The sequence below is a fragment of the Nocardioides sp. NPDC087217 genome (assembly GCF_044744805.1).
In the GTDB taxonomy this organism is placed as follows: Bacteria; Actinomycetota; Actinomycetes; order Propionibacteriales; family Nocardioidaceae; genus Nocardioides.
The window spans coordinates 208182-225511 of record NZ_JBIUZB010000006.1 but is presented as its reverse complement, the minus strand read 5'-3'; the positions used below and the strand labels follow the sequence as shown (position 1 = coordinate 225511).

Below are 17330 nucleotides of genomic sequence, written 5' to 3'. Positions count from 1 at the left end.
GTTCTGGGGATGACGCTCGCCGTCACCATTCCGGTCGCTGCGCTGTCCTACATCCTCTTCGAGCGCAGGGTGATGCGGCTGCGCGGCTGGCGTCCCTCCGGGCGCCGGCCGAAGCGGCGGTCCGAGCCTGAGCCGGAGGCTGCGTCAGAGCCTGGTGAGACCGAAGCGGCCGCGGCGACCAGCACGATCGCGACCAGCGAGAGCGCCTGAGCCGTCCAGGCGGGCGGGTCCCAGGGCAGGTCCCAGGCGGTCGGGAGGATCTCGACGGCCAGGGCGCCGGCGAGCAGCGCTGCCCCCGACCCGGCGGCCAGGAGGCGTACGACGACCGGCCGGCGGCCGGTCAGGCGTGGCAGCAGCCAGGCGACCACGGCCGCCAGCGCACCCCACCAGCCGGCGAGCAGACCGGCCACGAGGACCAGCAGCCCGGCGTCGTACCACCGCCAGGGCGCGGCGACGGGGAACAGCTCGAGGCTGGGCGGGGTGCCACGGCGGCGCCATGAGGTCACCAGCGCGAGCGCCAGGACCAGCGCCGCGCCGCCCGCACCGGCGATCAGCCCGGCACGGTAGGTGGCCTCGGGCGCGAAGCCGAAACGTACCTCTCCCCCGGCGCCGGCAGGCACGATCCAGCCCTGCTGCCAGCCGTCGACCCGCTGGGCGCGCAGGACCTTGCCGTCCAGGGTCGCGGTGGCGCCGGTGTTGATGTTCTGCGGCAGCACGAGGACCCGGTCGTACGCCTCGGCGGAGACGGTCGCCGAGACCGCGGCGTCGCGCTCGTCGCGCTCCACCTCGACCACCTCCGGGGACTCCGCGTCCGCGATCACCTCCGCGCTGAGCTCGAGGCTGTCGACACGGAGCGCGTCCACCGGGTCGGCGAGCAGGGTGTTCTCGCCGGCAGCCAGGTTGATCGGGGCCGTACCGCAGACCCTCAGCGGCAGCTCGCCACCGCGCAGCAGCGCGGAGAGCGACCCGTTGACCGCCGTACGCAGCACCCGCTCGCCCACGCGGATGCGAGGACCGTCGGCGCAGCCCGCCCGGAGCGTCCCGTCGCCGAGCGGACGGCCGTTGACCTCCACCTCCGAGATGCCGGCGGGCAGCTCGGACGCGTCGGCCATGCTGGAGGGCTGGTCGTAGGCGGCGTCGGTCTCGGTGATCCGGATCCGGAGCCGGTCGGTGCGCCAGCCGCTCGGCACCTCGATGTCACCGTCCGAGTCGACCTCGCGGGTGACCGTGCGCTTGGGGCGGCGCAGATCGGTGATCTCGACCTCGGTCGGGATGCTGACCGGGGCCGCCTTGTTGACCATGAGCCGCAGCGACCTGATCCGCTGCCGCTCAGGCAACCCGACGGTCACCGTGGCCGGGCCGGTCGACGGCGCCCGCCAGGAGGTGCCCTCGTCGCCGTCGGCCATCGCGAGCGCCGACTGGGCGATGTCTCCGCGGCTCGGTGCGGTGATGTCCACGCCGGCGAGGGCGGCGGCCGCCGCGGCGTAGGCGTGGTCGCGGCGCAGCGACACGCTCCCGGTGACGTCGAACGACTGCCCGCGGGTGAGCGTGATCAGCCGGTCCAGATCGTCGCCGTCGTCGCCGGTGGCGGCCAGGAACGGCTCGCAGTAGAGCACGCCACCCTGGTCGATGCAGCCGCTGCGGTCGGCGTCGCGACCGAGCCGGATCTTGCGGATCGTGGTGTCCTCCGGCGGCTCGGGGAGTGCGACCAGGCGCTGGGCGTCGACGCCCTCGATGTCGAGCTCGCTGATCCCCCAGGGGCCGTAGGCGGTGGCTCCGCGGGCGGTGATGGTGAGGTTGCGCGCGCTGAACCCGGTGAGGTCGTACGTCGCCTCCTCCCCCGGCTGCGGGGCGTAGACCTTGCGCATCTGGGCGCCGGCAACGAGCTCGAGCCGTTCGACCCCGACGACGTTCGCGGGGATCGTGATGGTGACCTTGCCGAGGTCGGTCTCGTCCTCGAACCGCACCCGGAGCCAGGAGCCCTCCGGATCGTGGTCCCATCCGGTCTCGGTGTGCCACGCGGTGTCGGGGTCGCCGTCCAGGGCCGCCGAGGGTGCCCGGCCGCGGTCGACCGGGACCTCCTCCGGGGTCGCCGCCGAGCTGGAGGCCTCCACGGCCTCGACCCCGCGCCAGACCATCGTGCTCTGCCACCGCTCCTGGTTCTCCAGGTAGCGGTGGAAGCTCTCGGGCTGGTCGGAGTCGACGCCCTCCTCGGCCGTCCGGGTCGCGGAGGAGTTGGCGCGGACACCGGCGAAGAGGGTCGTACGCCGCCGCTGGCCGTCGGTCAGGATGACATCGGCCCCCTCCCCGGAGCCGTCGGCGGCCGACCGGGTGTCGTCGGCGGTCAGCACCGCCGGCGCCCCGCTGGCAGGCTCGCCCGGGTCGCCCATCACGGTCGTCTTCGCCGGGATGAGGGTCCCGTCGGAGGTGGCGTCGTCGACCTCGTAGATCTCGATCGGCGGGTACTCCCCCGCCAGTCCCCCGTCGACGAGGACGCGGGTGCCCTTCTCGCGGTGGTAGGTGGTGTTGCCGAACTCGGTGCCGAAGCTCGCCTCGCGGGTCAGCCCGGGCGACTGGGCGAGGGTGGCGTGCACCAGCGAGGGCGGCGGGGCGCCGGTGGTGCCCCAGTGCAGGTCGTTGCGGACCAGCAGCCGGGTCACCCCGGCCTTGGCCAGCATCGGGGCGAGATCGGCGCTGGGGATGCCGCGCTCGATCTCCTCGGTGACCCGGTCGAGCCAGACGACGTTTCCGGGCTCGGCCAGCGGAACCACGCCGCGTACGGCCCAGCGGGAGTCGGCGTGGGGCTGCAAGACCTCGTCGTGGGTGCTGCCCCACAGGTAGTCGCCGAACCGGGCGGCCGGGACCACGAGCGTCACGCCGCCGTCGTCGTTCTCGGAGAGATAGTCGGCGGCGTCGGTCCAGAAGGTCGGGACGTTCTCGATCGACCCGGGCGGCGGCACCTGGCCGCGCACCCAGGGCACCGCCAGGCCGGCCAGTGCGGCCACCACGGCGATGACGAACACCGTCCGGAGCCACTGCGCGGCCTTCCTGGCCGTCCCGGAGGCTCGCGCCAGCTCGGCGCGGAAGAGGATGGTCTCGACGGTGAGCACGACCCCGGCGGCGAGCCCGAGGCGGAGCACCGCGTCGTACTTGTGGCTGTTGCGCACCGCCGCCAGGGCGCCGTCGACGAGGTCCTGACGGGCTTCGGCTCCCCAGCCTGCCAGCGCGCCGGTGTAGCCGATGCCGACCAGGACGGCGCCGGCCAGCACGCAGCCGATCAGGAACCGGGTCTCGGGGTGACGACGCGCACGGCCGACCCCGGCCAGCCCGGCGAGCCCGATGGCGACGACCGCGGCCGCGTCGAGAACCAGAAAGGGTGTGGCGTGCAGGCTCTCCCCGGCCGGGTAGTAGAGCGGGTCGGCGTACGCCACCCAGTCGGAGGTGCCGAGCAGCGTCGGCAGCAGGCCGGTGGTCGAGGAGGTCACCGCGGCGGTCTCGATGTAGTCGAGGAAGGGCGGGATGTAGCGGCCCTGGAGCACCAGCGGGATCGTCCACCACAGGGTGGCGAGGATGGTGAACACGCCCCACAGCGCCAGTGCGGCGAACCGCCGGGCACCGGTCCTGGTCAGCAGGAAGACCACGCCCGGGACGATCACCGCCGAGACCGCGGTCGCGTTGACCCCGCCCGCGCAGGCGACCGCGAGGGCGGCCACCGCGCACCAGCGCACCAGGTCCTTCGTCGTGGTGGTGCCGCTGGCGCGGATGACCGCGAGCAGCACCCAGGGCGCGATAGCGGTCGGCCACAGCTCGGCCGAGTTGGCGCCGAGGATGGTCATCACGCGTGGCGTGAGGACGTACGCCGCGGCACCCGCGACCTGCGCCCACGGCCGCCCCAGCTGCAGCTCGCGGGCGACCATCAGGACTCCCAGGAAGGCCAGGTTGAGCAGCAGCGCCCACCACAGCCGCTGGATCACCCACTCCGGCAGCTGGGCCAGCTGGCCCAGACCGTAGAAGGGACCCATCGGCCACAGGTAGCCGATCGCCTGGTTCTGCACCTGGCCGAAGGCGCCCTGGGCGTCCCACATGTTCAGCGCCCGGGCCAGGAAGGCCCACGGGTCGGCGCTCAGGTCGAACTTGGTGTCCGCGACGATCCGGCCCGGGGCCTGGGTGAAGGTGATCGCGGTCAGGATCGCGACGTACGCCGCGATCCTCAGTCGTGAGGTAGCGCTCGGAGGGTCCGGGGTCACGTCTTGCGCAGCACGAGCAGGAGGTTCCATGAGAGCACCTCCCTCACCACCGGGACCCGCATCAGCCACGCCGCCCACGCCGGGTGGTAGCGCGGAACCGCGGCCAGGATCTCGGCGTTGCCCGCCCGGCGCTGGGCGCGCGCCCAGCGCAGCCCGGCGGAGGCGGTCGCTGCGTACATCGACTCGCCGAACTTGTTCTTGGGCTCGTGGCCGTGCTTGCGCAGGTAGCGCCGGCGCGCGAAGCGGCCGCCGAGCAGGTGCCACGGGCTGGTCTCGTGGCCGCCCCAGGGGCCCCACCAGAGGGTGTAGGAGCAGAAGACGACGCCGCCGGGCCTGGTGACCCGGAGCATCTCGTCGAGCATGGCTGTCGGGGTCGGGACGTGCTCGAGCACGTTGGAGGAGTAGCAGGCGTCGACGCTTCCGGTGCGGACGGGAAGCCGCATCCCGTCGCCCAGCATGCTGCCCTCGGCGACGATCCCCGCACCCTGCATCTCACCGGCGTCGGCGTCGAGCGCGAGGTAGGTCGCGCCGGCGTTCATGAAGGCGTCGCGGAAGTAGCCCGGGCCGCCGCCGACGTCGAGCAGAACGGTGCCCTGAAGGGTCTCTCCGTCGGTGTAGTGCGCGAGTTGGCCGACCGAGTCCGCCGCCAGCGCGGTGTAGAAGCGCGCAGGATCGGTCTGCTCCACGCGGAAGTCGCTGAAGAGGCGTACGGAGCGCCGCAGCGTCGCCCGCCAGTCGTTGCCGACCGGGGCGTCGATCTGGTCCCCGCTCCGGGGGTCGAGGAGGTTCGGCACGGCGGGAACCCTAACCGAATTACCCCAACGGGTGTGCATTTGGTCACGAAGTGTCCTACTCTCCGGTAACTGCGTGACCCCTGGGGAGGGAGCGCTCAGTGCGGGGAAACTGCGAGTCAGGGGAGAACTGAGTTTTGCGCGCCAACGAGGGAGCGCAGCTGGATGGTCGCCATGTGGCGGTCTTCAGCTGGCGCGACACGGACAATCCCGAAGCCGGTGGAGCCGAGCACTACCTCCACCAGATCACCGCCGGACTGGTGGGCGCGGGAGCACGGGTCACCGTGTTCACCGCCACCTATCCAGGCGCGCGTGCCCGGGAGGAGCGCGACGGTATCCGCTACGTACGCCGCGGCGGCAAGCTCAGCATCTATCTGTGGGGCGTGCTGCTGCTCGCGCTGGGCCGCCTGGGCCCGATCGGCCGCGTCGACGCGGTCGTCGACGTGCAGAACGGGCTGCCGTTCTTCTGCCCGCTCGGCACCCGGGCCCCGGTCACGGTGCTCGTCCACCACGTCCACCGCGAGCAGTGGCCGGTGGTCTATCCCGGGCTGTCCGGACGGATCGGCTGGTGGGTCGAGTCGTGGCTGGCGCCGCGGCTCTACCGCCACAAGCAGTACGTCGCCGTCTCCCGCGCCACCCGGGCGGAGCTGGCCACGCTCGGCGTCGACCCTGCGCGGGTCGCGGTCGTGCACAACGGCGCCGCGCCGGCGCTGAGCGACCGGCCGGCGAAGACCGAGCATCCCTCCATCTGCGTCGTCGGGCGGCTCGTGCCGCACAAGCGGGTCGAGCTCGCCGTCGACGCGGCGGTGGCGCTGCGGGCGTCCTACCCGGACCTGAGGCTGAGCATCGTGGGCGGTGGCTGGTGGGCCGACGAGCTGGCTGCGTACGTCTCCCGGGTGGGGGCCGGGGACTTCGTCGAGATGCTGGGGCACGTCGACGAGGAGACCAAGGAGGCGGTCTACGAGCGGTCCTGGCTGATGGCGCTGCCGTCGCTGAAGGAGGGCTGGGGTCTGGTCGTCACCGAGGCCGCTCAGCACGGCACCCCGACCGTCGCCTTCCGCGACGCGGGCGGGACGACCGAGTCGATCGACGACGGCGAGTCCGGGGTACTGGTCGACGACCAGGCCGGCTTCGTGGCCGCGCTCGACCACCTGCTCGGCGACGAGATCCGACGCAAGGAGCTGGCCGAGGGCGCGCGGTGGCACGCGCGCAAGCACACCTGGGAGCAGAGCCAGCTCAACTTCAACGCCGTGCTCGCCTCCGCGCTCCAGGGACACGTGGTCAGCGCGGACTGACTGCTCTGGACTGTCGTAGAGATTGAGAAGAGGCCCGGCGGATCACCGCCGGGCCTCTTTCGCTACGTCGAGCTCAGTCGTTGGTGCCGTACTGAACCGTCGACTCAGAGACGCTCGGAGGATTCTCGACGGTGTTGTCCGTGCTGCTGGTGACGACTCCGACGATGGTCGCTGCGGCGACTCCGCCGCCGACAAGAATGCTGGCGACGATGGCAATGATGTTGCCCATGGATATGTGACCTCCCTCTCCTAGCGGCGAACTTTAGCAGCCGGCCGCCGAACAATACTGATCAGTAGCAGAACTGTTGATGTTGTGGCTCCGAGCCAGGCCAGGCCGTACGCCACCCACCCGACGATCACCGCCGTCAGGGTCACCGAGCCGATGGTGTAGGCGTCCGGCGCGGTCGCCTCCCCCGGCAGCCGCTGCAGGAGCAGGTCGCCGCTGTCGTGGACCGTCTCGCCGGCCACCTGCGGCGCCTCGCCCGCGGTGCGGTCGGTGATGACGTACCCGATCCCGAGGCGGCTCAGCTCGCTCGCCCGTGCCTCGGGGTCCGGTGCCGCGAGGGCCTCGGCGGCGGCCGTCGCGCGCGGGTCCTCCCCCTCGATCTCGGTCCCGCCGATGACGAGGTCGCCGTTGGTCACGCTCGCCCTGGGCAGCATCCTCGGCAGCGGATCGAGGACGGGACGATGCTCGTTCCACGCCGGCGCCCGGTAGGCGGACCAGGGCAGGACGAGTACGTCACCCGGTGCCGTCTCCTCGGTGAGCGTCGCGCCGGCCCGCTGCCACGACGTCGGGTAGTCGGCCGTGCCGATGCCGCCGGCGAGACCCCAGGCGGCGTCTGGAAGCACGGCGATCGGGGCGAGGGCCAGGGCAACGGCGGCGGCCCATCGGGGTGCGGTCCCGCGAAGCCGATCGCGCAGCGCGTCGACCCCGGCCGCGACGGTCACGACGATCAGCGGCAGGCACAGCGGAAGCAGGCGGCTGCTGTCCCGCATCAGCGCGAGACCCGCGATGTGCTGGGCGAGGTCGTCGAGGGCTTCGGGCGCCGCCCAGCCGGCGACGGCGATCGCCATCCCGGCCGCCCACAGCCCCAGGATCGCGGTCCGTTGGCCCTCGGCGGCCCACCACCGCCGCAGTCCGGCACCGATCAGCGCCACCAGGAGCGCCAGGGCCACCCACGCCGGCCAGCTCTCGCGACTCGAGGGGACGACCGAGGTGTTCCAGATACCGCCGAGGGTCAAAGCTGCCAGCGGAGCGGGCAGAGCGTCGCCGCGCAGCGCGAAGACCTCGAACCCGGTCGCCGACGCCGCCTCCCCCGCGTGGGCCAGGCCGGCGATCACCCAGGGCGCGTTGACCGCGGCCACCATCGCGAGCAGCAGCACCGGTCGCCGGCCCCGGCGCAGACCGGTCGCGAGCAGTACGGCGGCCGACACGATTCCCGCGCTGGCGCTCAGGCTCCCGACGAGCAGGACCGGGAGCAGCCACACCGGGCCGCGCTGGGCCGGAACGGGTTCAGTCGCGGCCCAACGGCGGCCGGCCAGCACCAGCCAGGGCACCACGGCATAGGCCAGCAGCATCGGCCAGTGACCCATCCACAGCCGCTCGGCGACGTACGGGCTCCACACGGTCAGGCTCACTACCGCCAGCCGCGCGGCGAGCGAGCGCTCCCGCACCAGCTCGGCGGCACCCGCCCCGGCGAGCACGAGCGCTCCGATCAGCACGAGCTTCTGCAGCACGAGACCCGGCACGACCTCGTCCAGCACCGCGACCACGGCGTCCGAGGGCACCGCCCGCGGCAGCCCCGACCCCAGGCCGAGCACATCCCGGGTCAGCGCGAGATCCGGCACCCACACCATGTCGTAGCTGAGCACGAACCCCGCCCCCAGCGCCGGCCCCAGCATCAGCACCGCCAGCACACCCGCCCACACGGTCGGGGCCGCCCGTTCGATCACGCGGCCACCCTAAGCCCCACGCCGAGAAGTCACCCCGGTCGCGCGACACGTCAGCTACGCCGGACGAGACGTCAGTTAGGTCGGACGAGATGTCAGTTAGGTCGGACGAGATGTCAGTTGTGGCGATCGAGTTCCGGTCCTGGGCGGATGCCGGTGCCGGCATGTGACCCGCCGCACCCTAGGCTTTCCAAGTGCCCACGATGACCGACAGCCCGACCAGCGCCCGCCGGCGCAGGCTGTCCTCGCTCATCCGCAGCAGCGGCTTCCTCGCTGTCTGCATCATGGTCACCAACGTCGCGACCTACGGTTTCCAGATCATCGCCGCCCGGATCCTCGGCCCCGGACAGTACGGCGGCGTCGCATCGATGATGTCGCTGCTCCTCGTGGTCGGCGTGGTCCAGCTCGGCATGCAGGCGACGGCGTCGCGACGGGTGACCGAGACGCCCGGCCAGGAGCGCGTGATCGAGCAGACGGTGCTTCGCGCGACCTACCGCGCGGCCATCGTCGTCGGGATCGTCATGCTCGCCGCCTCACCGCTGGTGTGGCGGGTGCTGCGGCTCGACTCGATCTATCCCGCGATGCTGGTCGCGGTGTGTGCCGTACCGCTGACCATCATGGGTGGTCAGGCCGGGGTGCTGCAGGGCGAGCGCCGTTGGCTCGCCCTGGCGATGGTCTACCTGGCTCTCGGTATCCCCCGCGTCATCGTCACCACCGCCGCGATGTGGATCCGCCCCACCGAGGGAGCCGCCATGGCCGGCGTAGCGCTGGCCCAGTTCGCACCGGCGATCGTCGGATGGTGGGTGCTCCGACGTCGTACCGACACCGACGCGAGGCCCGGGCCGGTGAAGCCCGTCGTCGTCGAGATGCTCCATGGCTCGTTCGCGCTGCTCGGCTTCTTCGCGCTCTCCAACGTTGACATCCTGATCGCGCGCAACGTGCTCACCGACCACGTCTCCGGCCTGTACGCGGGTGGCCTGATCCTCACCAAGGCGGTGCTGTTCCTACCGCAGTTCGTGGTGATCATCGCCTTTCCGTCGATGTCGGCCGAGGCCAGCCGCCGCTCCGCGCTGATCAAGTCGCTCGCGCTCGTCGGCGGTCTCGGCGCGTGCGCGATCGCCGGCTCGTGGCTGCTGTCGTGGCTCGCGATGATCTTCATCGGCGGCCCCGACTACGCCGAGATCGAGGGCCTGCTCTGGGTCTTCGCGATCCTCGGCATGGTGCTCTCCGTGCTCCAGCTGCTCGTCTACTCGGTCCTCGCCCGGCGCAGCCGGCTCTCGGCGTACCTCCTCTGGGTGGCCGTCGCCGCCGCCCTCGCCCTCGGCGCGATGCAGACCACCGTCGAAGGTCTCGTCTGGGCCGTCCTCAGTGTCGACGCCGTCCTCGCCGCCGTCCTCCTGGCGACCACGTTCTGGCGCCTCAGCCAGACCCCTCAGCGCCCCTGACCCGCCGAGACGTCAGCTGCGTCGGCCGAGATGGCACTTCTGGCGGTCCGAGACGTCACTTGCGTCGGCCGAAGCGTCAGTTATGCAGGCCGAAAGAGCAGCTAGGGCCGACGAAGATCGAGTTTCGTCGCCCATAACGACCGATTCGGTTCGCCACAACTGCCATCTCGTACGCCACAACTGACGTCTCGGTCGACGCGGGTGACGTCTCGGCCGACCGGGGCGACGCCTCGGCGGTCAGTGGGCGGCTTCGTGCCAGGACAGGCCGGTGCCGACGGAGACGTCGAGGGGGACGTTGAGGTCGGCGGCGGAGCCCATCTGCTCGCGTACGAGCGACTCCAACGCCTCCCGCTCCCCGGACGCGACCTCGAAGACGAGCTCGTCGTGGACCTGGAGGAGCATCCGGGAGGAGAGGCCGGCCTCGTCGATGGCGGCTTGGACGCGCAGCATGGCGACCTTGATCAGGTCGGCGGCCGAGCCCTGGATGGGGGCGTTGAGGGCCATCCGCTCGGCGGTCTCGCGGCGCTGACGGTTGTCCGAGAGCAGGTCGGGAAGGTAGCGGCGGCGGCCCATGATGGTCTCGGTGTAGCCGGTGCGCCGCGCCTCCTCGACCAGGCTGCGCAGGTAGTCGCGGATGCCACCGAAGGTCTCGAAGTATTCCTCCATCAGCCCTCGCGCCTCGCTCGGCTCGATCCCGAGCTGCTGGGAGAGACCGAAGGCAGACAGGCCGTAGGCGAGGCCGTAGTTCATCGCCTTGATCTTCGCCCGCTGTTCGCTGGAGACCGCGTCGGGGTCGACGCCGAAGACCCGAGCGGCGGTGATCGAGTGGAAGTCGCGCCCGGAGCGGAACGCCTCGATGAGCAGCTCGTCCTCGGACAGATGCGCCATGATCCGCATCTCGATCTGGCTGTAGTCGGCGGTCATCAGCGACTCGAAGCCGTCGCCGACCACGAAGCCCTTGCGGATCCCGCGACCCTCCTCGGTGCGCACCGGGATGTTCTGCAGGTTGGGCTCGGTCGAGGAGAGCCGCCCGGTGGCCGCGATGGTCTGGTTGAAGGTGGTGTGAATCCGGCCGTCGTCCTGCACGGTCTTCAGCAGGCCCTCGATGGTGACCCGCAGCCGGGTGACGTCGCGGTGGCGCAGCAGCGCGAGGAGGAAGGGGTGCTCGGTCTTCACGTAGAGCTGCTGCAGCGCGTCGGCGTCGGTGGTCCAGCCGGTCTTGGTGCGCTTCGTCTTCGGCATGTCGAGCTCGTCGAAGAGGACCACCTGCAGCTGCTTGGGCGAGCCGAGGTTGATCTCCTTCCCGATCACGCCGTAGGCCTCGTCGGCCGCCTGCTTCATCTGGCCCGCGAAGTGTCGCTCCAGGGCGTCGAGGTGCTCGGTGTCGACCGCGATGCCGGTCTTCTCCATCCGCGCCAGCAGATGCAGCAGCGGAAGCTCCACCTCGGACAGGAGCCGGTGCCCGCCGGCGGCCTCGACCGCCGAGTCGAGCTCGACGGCGAGGTCGATCACTGCCCGGGCGTAGAGCATCGAGGTCCTGGCCACGCCGTCGCCGCCGACCTCGTCGTCGCCGAAGAGCGACTCCTGGCCGCCGTCGTCCTCCTGCTTGAGCTCACGCTTGAGGTAGCGCAGCGTCAGGTCGGCGAGGTCGTAGGAGCGCTGGTCGGGCGCGACGATGTAGGCCGACAGCGCCGTGTCGGTGACCAGCCCGCCCAAGGACCAGCCGTGTGCGTCGATAGCCAGCTCGGGCCCCTTGGCGTCGTGCATGATCTTCGGCTTCGAGGCGTCCGCGAGCCAGCCTGCCAGCGCGGCCTCGTCCTCGGGAGTGAGCTCCTCCACCCCGACGTACGCAGCCCGCTCCTGCGTCGCGAAGCCGAACCCGTCCACGCGGCCGGTGCCGGAACCCCAGGTGCCGCGCACATGCACCCCGACCGGGGTGGCCCCGAGCTCCTCGAGGAATGTCGCGACGGCGCCGGGAGCCAGCGTCTCGCCCTCGAGCGCGAACCCGCTCTCGTCGACCGGGACGTCGTCCTCGGGGGCGAGCACGTCGGTGATCCGGGTGCGGATCTCGCCGCGGAACTCGAGCTCGTCGAGGAGCTCCAGCGCCGCTGCCCGGTCCCACTCGACCCGCCCGAGGTCGGCCGGGCCGACCTCCAGGGCCAGGTCTCGCACCAGGGCGTTGAGCCGCCGGTTGCGCATCACGTCGCCGAGGTGGGCGCGCAGGTTGTCGCCGGCCTTGCCCTTGATCTGGTCGGCGTGGGTGATCAGGTTGTCGAGGCCGTCGTAGGTGTTGATCCACTTCGCGGCGGTCTTCGGGCCGACGCCGGGGATGCCGGGCAGGTTGTCGGAGTCCTCCCCCACCAGCGCGGCGATCTCGGGATAGCGGTGCGGTGGGACCCCGTACTTCGCCTCGACGGCCTCCGGCGTCATCCGCGCCAGGTCGGAGACACCACGCATCGGGTAGAGCACGGTGGAGGACTCGGTGACCAGCTGCAGCGAGTCGCGGTCACCGGTCAGGATGAGCACCTCCATCCCGGCCTCCAGCCCCTGGGTCACCAGGGTCGCGATGATGTCGTCGGCCTCATAGCCCGCGAGGGACAGGTGGCGGATGTGCAGCGCGTCGAGCAGTCGCTGGATCAGCGGCAGCTGGGACTTGAACTCGTCGGGGGTCTTGTTGCGCTTGGCCTTGTATTCGGAGTATTCCTCCAGCCGGAACGTCTGGCGCGACAGGTCGAAGGCGACCGCGACATGGGTCGGGGTCTCGTCGCGCAGCACGTTGACCAGCATCGAGGTGAAGCCGTAGACGGCATTGGTGTTCTGCCCCGTGACGGTCGAGAAGTTCTCCACCGGCAGGGCGAAGAAGGCCCGGTAGGCCAGCGAGTGCCCATCGAGAAGGAGCAGTCGGTCACGCGTCACGTCAGCCACGGTCCGACTCTATCCACGACCACCGACAACAGCGCGACCGCGGGTCGAGACCCGCGCGTCCCCCGCTCCCAGACCCCGTGCAGCACATGCGACGATGCATCCATGACCGATGCATCGACCACCGACCAGACCGTCTCGCCGACCGACAAGACCGCGGGCGAGACGTTCTTCGCCTCGCTCCCCCACGGCATGGGCGGCCTCAACGACAAGATGGGCGTCAAGATCCTGGAGATCTCGGCCGAGAAGGTCGTCGGCACCATGCCGGTCGAGGGCAACACCCAGCCGTACGGGCTGCTGCACGGCGGCGCCTCGGTCGCGCTCGCCGAGACGCTCGGGTCCACCGGCTCCGGCATGCACGCCGCGTCCCTGGGCAAGATCGCCGTCGGCGTCGACATCAACGCCACCCACCACCGGTCGGCGACCTCCGGCATCGTCACCGGCACCGCGACCGCCATCCACCTCGGCCGCAGCTCGGCGGCCTACGAGGTCGTGATCACTGACGAGCGCGGCAAGCGGGTCTGCACCTCACGGATCACCTGCTCGCTCATCGACGCCGACCGGATCTCGATGTAGGAACGAACGCCGAAGGGCCCCGGAGCGTGTCGCTCCGGGGCCCTTCGTCAATCAGTCTCGCTCAGCGACTGGATCTCGACCCGCTTCGCGGGTTCGCAAGCTCACCCGCTGCGCTCGCTCGATCTCTTCGCGTTGTGACCCTGCGACTTCGTCGCAGGGTCACAGGCTCAGACCTCGCCAGCGATGTACTTGACGGGGGCGTAGGTCGCCTTGTCGTTGTACTGGTAGATACCGATGGACGCGGCCGTCGGGCTACCGGTCTCGCCGAGCTCGATCGGGCCGGACTTGCCGTCGTAGTCGATGTCCTTGCCGTCCTCGATGAGCTTGACGCAGTCCGCGTACGTCTCGCACTTCTCACCACCGGTGGTGATGTCGACGATCTCCTCGGCGATGGCCTCGCCAGCGTCGCTGTCGGCCTTCACAGCCGCCAGCGCGGAGACGATGGTGGCGTCGTAGGACTCGGCGGCGTAGGAGTAGTCGGCCAGCTTCGGGTCGACCTTCAGCAGCTGCTCCTTGAAGTCACCAGTGGTCTCGGCGCCCGGGAGGGTGCCCTTGACACCCTTGAGCTCACCCTTGGTGAAGTCCTTGGAGTAGTCCGACAGGTTGCCGTCGACGAAGTACGTCGGCAGCTTGGCCGGACCGGCACCCGCGGCGATGAGCTGCGGGATGAGCTTCTTGGTCTCCTCGAAGGCGACCACGACGACCGCGTCGGCACCCGAGCCGGCGACCTCGTTGATCTGGGCGTCGAACGAGGTGGCGTCCTCGGAGTAGAACGCCGTGGTGGCGACCTTGGAGCCGGCACCCTCGAGGTTGGCCTTGATCTCCTCGGCAAGCGTCTCGCCGTAGGCGTCCTGGCGGGCCAGGATCGCCACGTTGGTGCGCTTGTCCTCGAGCAGCAGGTTGGCCATGACGGCGCCCTGCAGGATGTCGGACGGAGCCGTGCGGAAGTAGAGGTCCGGCTTGGCGAAGTCGCCCTCGTCGAACTCGGTCGAGGTGTTCGCCGGGGAGAACATCACGGTGCCCGACGACATGATCTTGTCGATCACGGTCATCGACACGCCCGAGGACGCGGTGCCGACGATGACGTCGGACTTGGCGTCGATGAGCTTGTCGGCCTCGGTGGGGGCGATCGCGGAGGTGGTGTCACCGGAGTCTGCTACGACGGGAACTACGTCCTTGCCGAGCACACCACCGGCGGCGTTGATGTCCTGGATCGCCAGGTCGGAACCGGCGAACTCGGGCGGGCCGAGGAACGCGAGGCTACCGGTCTGCGGGAGAAGCTGCCCGATGGTGAGAGTGCCGTCGCCCTTAGCGGCGGCCTTCTTCTCCGGCTCCTCGGAAGCGGTCTCGCCGCCGCAGGCGGCGAGGGTGAAGCTGAGCGCCAAGGCGCCGGCGCCTGCGGTCAGCTTCATCCAGGTAGAGGATGATGAGTTCACTGCTTAGTCCCTCTTTCGTATGGGCTGGCCCGGCTCACGCCGGACCTTGCGGAGACACATTAGAGACGCTGGGAGGGTGAATCACCCGAGGGACCTGTCTTTTCACCAATCCGTTACATCTCCCCCATGGCATCATTGCCTGGGTTGCCGCCATCATCGGCTCCGTACTATCGGCGCCGTGGTGACCCATAATCACTCGGGAAACCCGATTCCGCCCAGGAACAGCCACGATCGTGGAGGAATTGTGATCATCTGTACGCACGGCACTCTCGGAGGACGGACTCGATGAGGGTGCCGGTGACGATGCGAGAGGCACGAGCCGACGACGCGCTCTTCCTTCTCGGCATCTGGCAGGACTCGCTGCGGATGGCGGACGCCCAGGAGCAGCTGAGCGACCTGGAGACGATCATCCGTGGCGCCGAAGCCTCCCCCGACCAACGCCTCCTGGTCGCCGAGTGCGGCAGCGAGCCCGTCGGGGCGGTCTACCTGCGTGCGACCACCTTCGGCCCGCTCAACCTGGAGCCGACGGTGCAGATCTTCGCGCCCCACGTCGTCCCCAGCTTCCGCCGCCGTGGCGTGGGCCGGATGCTGATGGAGTCGGCCGTCTCCTTCGCCGAGGAGCGCGGGATCAGGACGATCGCAGCCGCGGCCTCCGCAGGTGGCCGTGACGGCAACCGGTTCCTCGCCCGGATCGGCCTCGGCGCCCAGGCCGTGATGCGGGTGGCCCCGACCGCGGTCGTACGCTCCCGACTCACCGTCCTGGGCCGGGCCCTGCCCCACCACGCCCGCCTGCAGCGCGGCCCGAAGCAGTCCAGCGCCGTCGGCGAGCTGCTCGCCGCCCGGCGCTCCCAGCGACGCTCGCACACCGTCGCCTGAGCACGAAACGGCCGGGCCCCGGAGCATGCTGCTCCGGGGCCCGGCCGTTTCAGGACGTACGCGCTCAGTCCTCCTTGGCACCCAGGGTGCCGAGGTAGAGCTCGATCACCTTCGGGTCGTCGGCGAGCTCGCGCCCAGCTCCCGTGTAGGCGTTGCGGCCCTGGTCGAGCACGTAGCCGCGGTCGCAGATCTGCAGGCAGCGGCGAGCGTTCTGCTCGACCATCACGACCGAGACACCCGCCTGGTTGATCTTGCGGGTCTGCACGAAGACCTCGTCCTGCATGACCGGCGAGAGCCCCGCGGAGGGCTCGTCGAGCAGCAGGACCGACGGCTCCATCATCAGCGCCCGGCCCATCGCGACCATCTGACGCTCACCGCCGGAGAGGCCACCAGCACGCTGCTTGCGGCGCTCACCGAGGGCAGGGAAGATCCCGGTGACGAACTCGAACCGCTCCGCGAACTTCTTCGGGGCCTGGTAGCAGCCCATCTCGAGGTTCTCCTCGATGGTCAGGCTCGGGAAGACGTTGTTGTTCTGCGGGACGAACCCGATACCCCGCGAGACCAGCTCGTCGGCACGCTTGCCGGTGATGTCCTCACCGTTCAGCTTGACCGTGCCCTCATGGATCTTCACCAGGCCGAACAGCGCCTTGAGCAGAGTCGACTTGCCGGCGCCGTTGGGGCCGATGATGCCGACCAGCTCGCCGGGCTGGCAGTAGAGGTCGGTGTCGTTGAGGATGTTGACCCCGGGAAGGTAGCCGGCGATGAGCCCGTCGGCGCGGAGCACCGCACCCTCGGCCTCGCCCAGATGCTTCTCGCGGAACTCCTCCGCTTCGGTGGAAGTCACTTCGAGTCCTCCTCTTGGGCGATGTCGCCCTCGAGCTCTGCCTCGACCTCGGCCTCGAGGACCTCTTCGTCGAGCTCGCTCAGGTCGGTGTCGTGGTGGGCCCCGAGATAGGCGTCGATGACACGCTGGTCGGCCATGACCGACTCAGGAGTGCCCTCAGCGACGATCTTGCCCTGGGCCATCACGATGACCCAGTCGGAGATGTCGCGGACCATGTCCATGTCGTGCTCCACGAAGAGGACCGTGCGGCCCTCGTCGCGCAGCGACTTCACGTGGCCGAGCAGCGACTGCTTCAGGGCCGGGTTCACACCCGCCATAGGCTCGTCGAGCATGACGACCTCGGGGTCGACCATGAGCGCGCGGGCCATCTCGAGCAGCTTTCGCTGACCGCCGGAGAGCGATCCGGCGAAGTCCTCGCGCTTCTTGTCCAGCAGGAACCGGGCCAGCAGGTCGTCGGCCTTCGCAGTGACCTCGTCCTCCTGTTTGCCCCACAGGAACTTGAACGGCGCGGCCCAGAACCGCTCACCCTTCTGTCCCGTGGCGCCCAGGCGCATGTTCTCGATCACGGTGAGCTTGGCCAGCACCTTGGTGAGCTGGAAGGTGCGCACCATCCCGAGGCGGGCGACCTTGTAGGGAGCCACGCCCTTGAGCGACTTGCCCTCCAGGCTCCACGAGCCGGTGTTGGGCTGGTCGAAGCCGGTCAGCAGGTTGAAGAACGTCGTCTTCCCGGCTCCGTTGGGGCCGATCAGCGCGGTGATCGCACCGCGCTGGATCTCGACGTGGTCGACGTCGACGGCGGTGAGTCCTCCGAACGTACGCGTGATGTTGTCGGCGACGATGATCGGGTCGGACTTCTTGCTGCCCGGCGCCGTGCTCGCCCCGACCAAGCCCGCGGGCCCGGTCTTGCTCGCCACGTCGCTCGTCTCGGTGCTCGTCTGGTCAGTCATG

12 protein-coding genes are annotated in these 17330 nt (G+C 70.4%); 4 read left to right on the top strand and 8 right to left on the bottom strand.

Annotated features, from left to right (window positions below; genetic code table 11):
• Nucleotides 1-47 precede the first annotated feature (47 nt).
• Nucleotides 48-4277, bottom strand: coding sequence for an alpha-(1->3)-arabinofuranosyltransferase family protein (locus ACIO3S_RS23930; protein WP_400468160.1), 4230 nt, complete (start codon nt 4275-4277; stop codon nt 48-50).
• Nucleotides 4244-5041 (bottom strand): class I SAM-dependent methyltransferase, encoded by a 798-nt coding sequence (locus ACIO3S_RS23925; RefSeq protein WP_400468158.1) that lies wholly within the window; start codon nt 5039-5041, stop codon nt 4244-4246. Before ACIO3S_RS23925 ends, ACIO3S_RS23930 begins: the two co-directional genes overlap by 34 nt.
• 173 nt (nt 5042-5214) lie before the next feature.
• Between ACIO3S_RS23925 and ACIO3S_RS23920 the strand changes: the two genes are divergently transcribed.
• On the top strand, nt 5215-6333 hold the full coding sequence (locus ACIO3S_RS23920; RefSeq protein WP_400468156.1) for a glycosyltransferase family 4 protein: 1119 nt from the start codon (nt 5215-5217) through the stop codon (nt 6331-6333).
• 73 nt (nt 6334-6406) lie between these two features.
• Here the strand turns inward: ACIO3S_RS23920 and ACIO3S_RS23915 are convergent, their stop codons facing one another.
• The gene (locus ACIO3S_RS23915; protein ID WP_160024268.1) at nt 6407-6562 is read right to left on the bottom strand and encodes a hypothetical protein; all 156 of its coding nucleotides are present in this window, start codon (nt 6560-6562) and stop codon (nt 6407-6409) included.
• Nucleotides 6563-6582: 20 nt separating this feature from the next.
• Entirely contained in the window at nt 6583-8286 is a 1704-nt protein-coding gene (locus ACIO3S_RS23910; RefSeq protein ID WP_400468154.1) for a hypothetical protein, read from the bottom strand.
• 200 nt (nt 8287-8486) lie between these two features.
• On the opposite strand from ACIO3S_RS23910, the gene ACIO3S_RS23905 reads away from it, so the two are divergent.
• Nucleotides 8487-9728, top strand: coding sequence for a lipopolysaccharide biosynthesis protein (locus tag ACIO3S_RS23905; RefSeq protein WP_400468464.1), 1242 nt, complete (start codon nt 8487-8489; stop codon nt 9726-9728).
• A 237-nt stretch (nt 9729-9965) separates the two neighbouring features.
• Here ACIO3S_RS23905 and polA read toward each other — a convergent pair whose 3' ends face one another.
• Nucleotides 9966-12653, bottom strand: a complete 2688-nt coding sequence (gene polA / locus ACIO3S_RS23900; protein WP_400468153.1) for a DNA polymerase I — start codon at nt 12651-12653, stop codon at nt 9966-9968.
• A 102-nt stretch (nt 12654-12755) separates the two neighbouring features.
• On the opposite strand from polA, the gene ACIO3S_RS23895 reads away from it, so the two are divergent.
• Nucleotides 12756-13226, top strand: coding sequence for a hotdog fold thioesterase (locus ACIO3S_RS23895; RefSeq protein WP_160024271.1), 471 nt, complete (start codon nt 12756-12758; stop codon nt 13224-13226).
• 167 nt (nt 13227-13393) lie between these two features.
• On the opposite strand, the gene ACIO3S_RS23890 is transcribed toward ACIO3S_RS23895, so the two are convergent.
• The gene (locus tag ACIO3S_RS23890) at nt 13394-14638 is read right to left on the bottom strand and encodes an ABC transporter substrate-binding protein (RefSeq protein ID WP_350718194.1); all 1245 of its coding nucleotides are present in this window, start codon (nt 14636-14638) and stop codon (nt 13394-13396) included.
• A gap of 327 nt (nt 14639-14965) precedes the next feature.
• Here ACIO3S_RS23890 and ACIO3S_RS23885 point away from each other — a divergent pair, with 327 nt between their 5' ends.
• Nucleotides 14966-15538 carry a GNAT family N-acetyltransferase gene (locus tag ACIO3S_RS23885; RefSeq protein ID WP_400468150.1) on the top strand — a complete coding sequence of 191 codons (573 nt, stop codon included), beginning with the start codon at nt 14966-14968 and terminating at the stop codon, nt 15536-15538.
• Between the two features lie 64 nt (nt 15539-15602).
• On the opposite strand, the gene ACIO3S_RS23880 is transcribed toward ACIO3S_RS23885, so the two are convergent.
• Both ACIO3S_RS23880 and ACIO3S_RS23875 read right to left on the bottom strand, forming a co-directional pair.
• On the bottom strand, nt 15603-16382 hold the full coding sequence (locus tag ACIO3S_RS23880) for an ABC transporter ATP-binding protein (RefSeq protein ID WP_400468148.1): 780 nt from the start codon (nt 16380-16382) through the stop codon (nt 15603-15605).
• Nucleotides 16379-17329 carry an ABC transporter ATP-binding protein gene (locus ACIO3S_RS23875; RefSeq protein WP_400468146.1) on the bottom strand — a complete coding sequence of 317 codons (951 nt, stop codon included), beginning with the start codon at nt 17327-17329 and terminating at the stop codon, nt 16379-16381. The genes ACIO3S_RS23880 and ACIO3S_RS23875 overlap by 4 nt, the downstream gene beginning before the upstream one ends.
• Between the last annotated feature and the right edge of the window lies 1 nt (nt 17330).

Coding starts and splice junctions, on each gene's coding strand:
- ACIO3S_RS23875 (WP_400468146.1), bottom strand. CDS start 17,329: ATGACTGACCAGACGAGCACCGAGACGAGCGACGTGGCGAGCAAGACC.
- ACIO3S_RS23930 (WP_400468160.1), bottom strand. CDS start 4,277: ATGGAACCTCCTGCTCGTGCTGCGCAAGACGTGACCCCGGACCCTCCG.
- ACIO3S_RS23905 (WP_400468464.1), top strand. CDS start 8,487: ATGACCGACAGCCCGACCAGCGCCCGCCGGCGCAGGCTGTCCTCGCTC.
- ACIO3S_RS23895 (WP_160024271.1), top strand. CDS start 12,756: ATGACCGATGCATCGACCACCGACCAGACCGTCTCGCCGACCGACAAG.
- ACIO3S_RS23885 (WP_400468150.1), top strand. CDS start 14,966: ATGCGAGAGGCACGAGCCGACGACGCGCTCTTCCTTCTCGGCATCTGG.
- ACIO3S_RS23890 (WP_350718194.1), bottom strand. CDS start 14,638: ATGAAGCTGACCGCAGGCGCCGGCGCCTTGGCGCTCAGCTTCACCCTC.
- ACIO3S_RS23915 (WP_160024268.1), bottom strand. CDS start 6,562: ATGGGCAACATCATTGCCATCGTCGCCAGCATTCTTGTCGGCGGCGGA.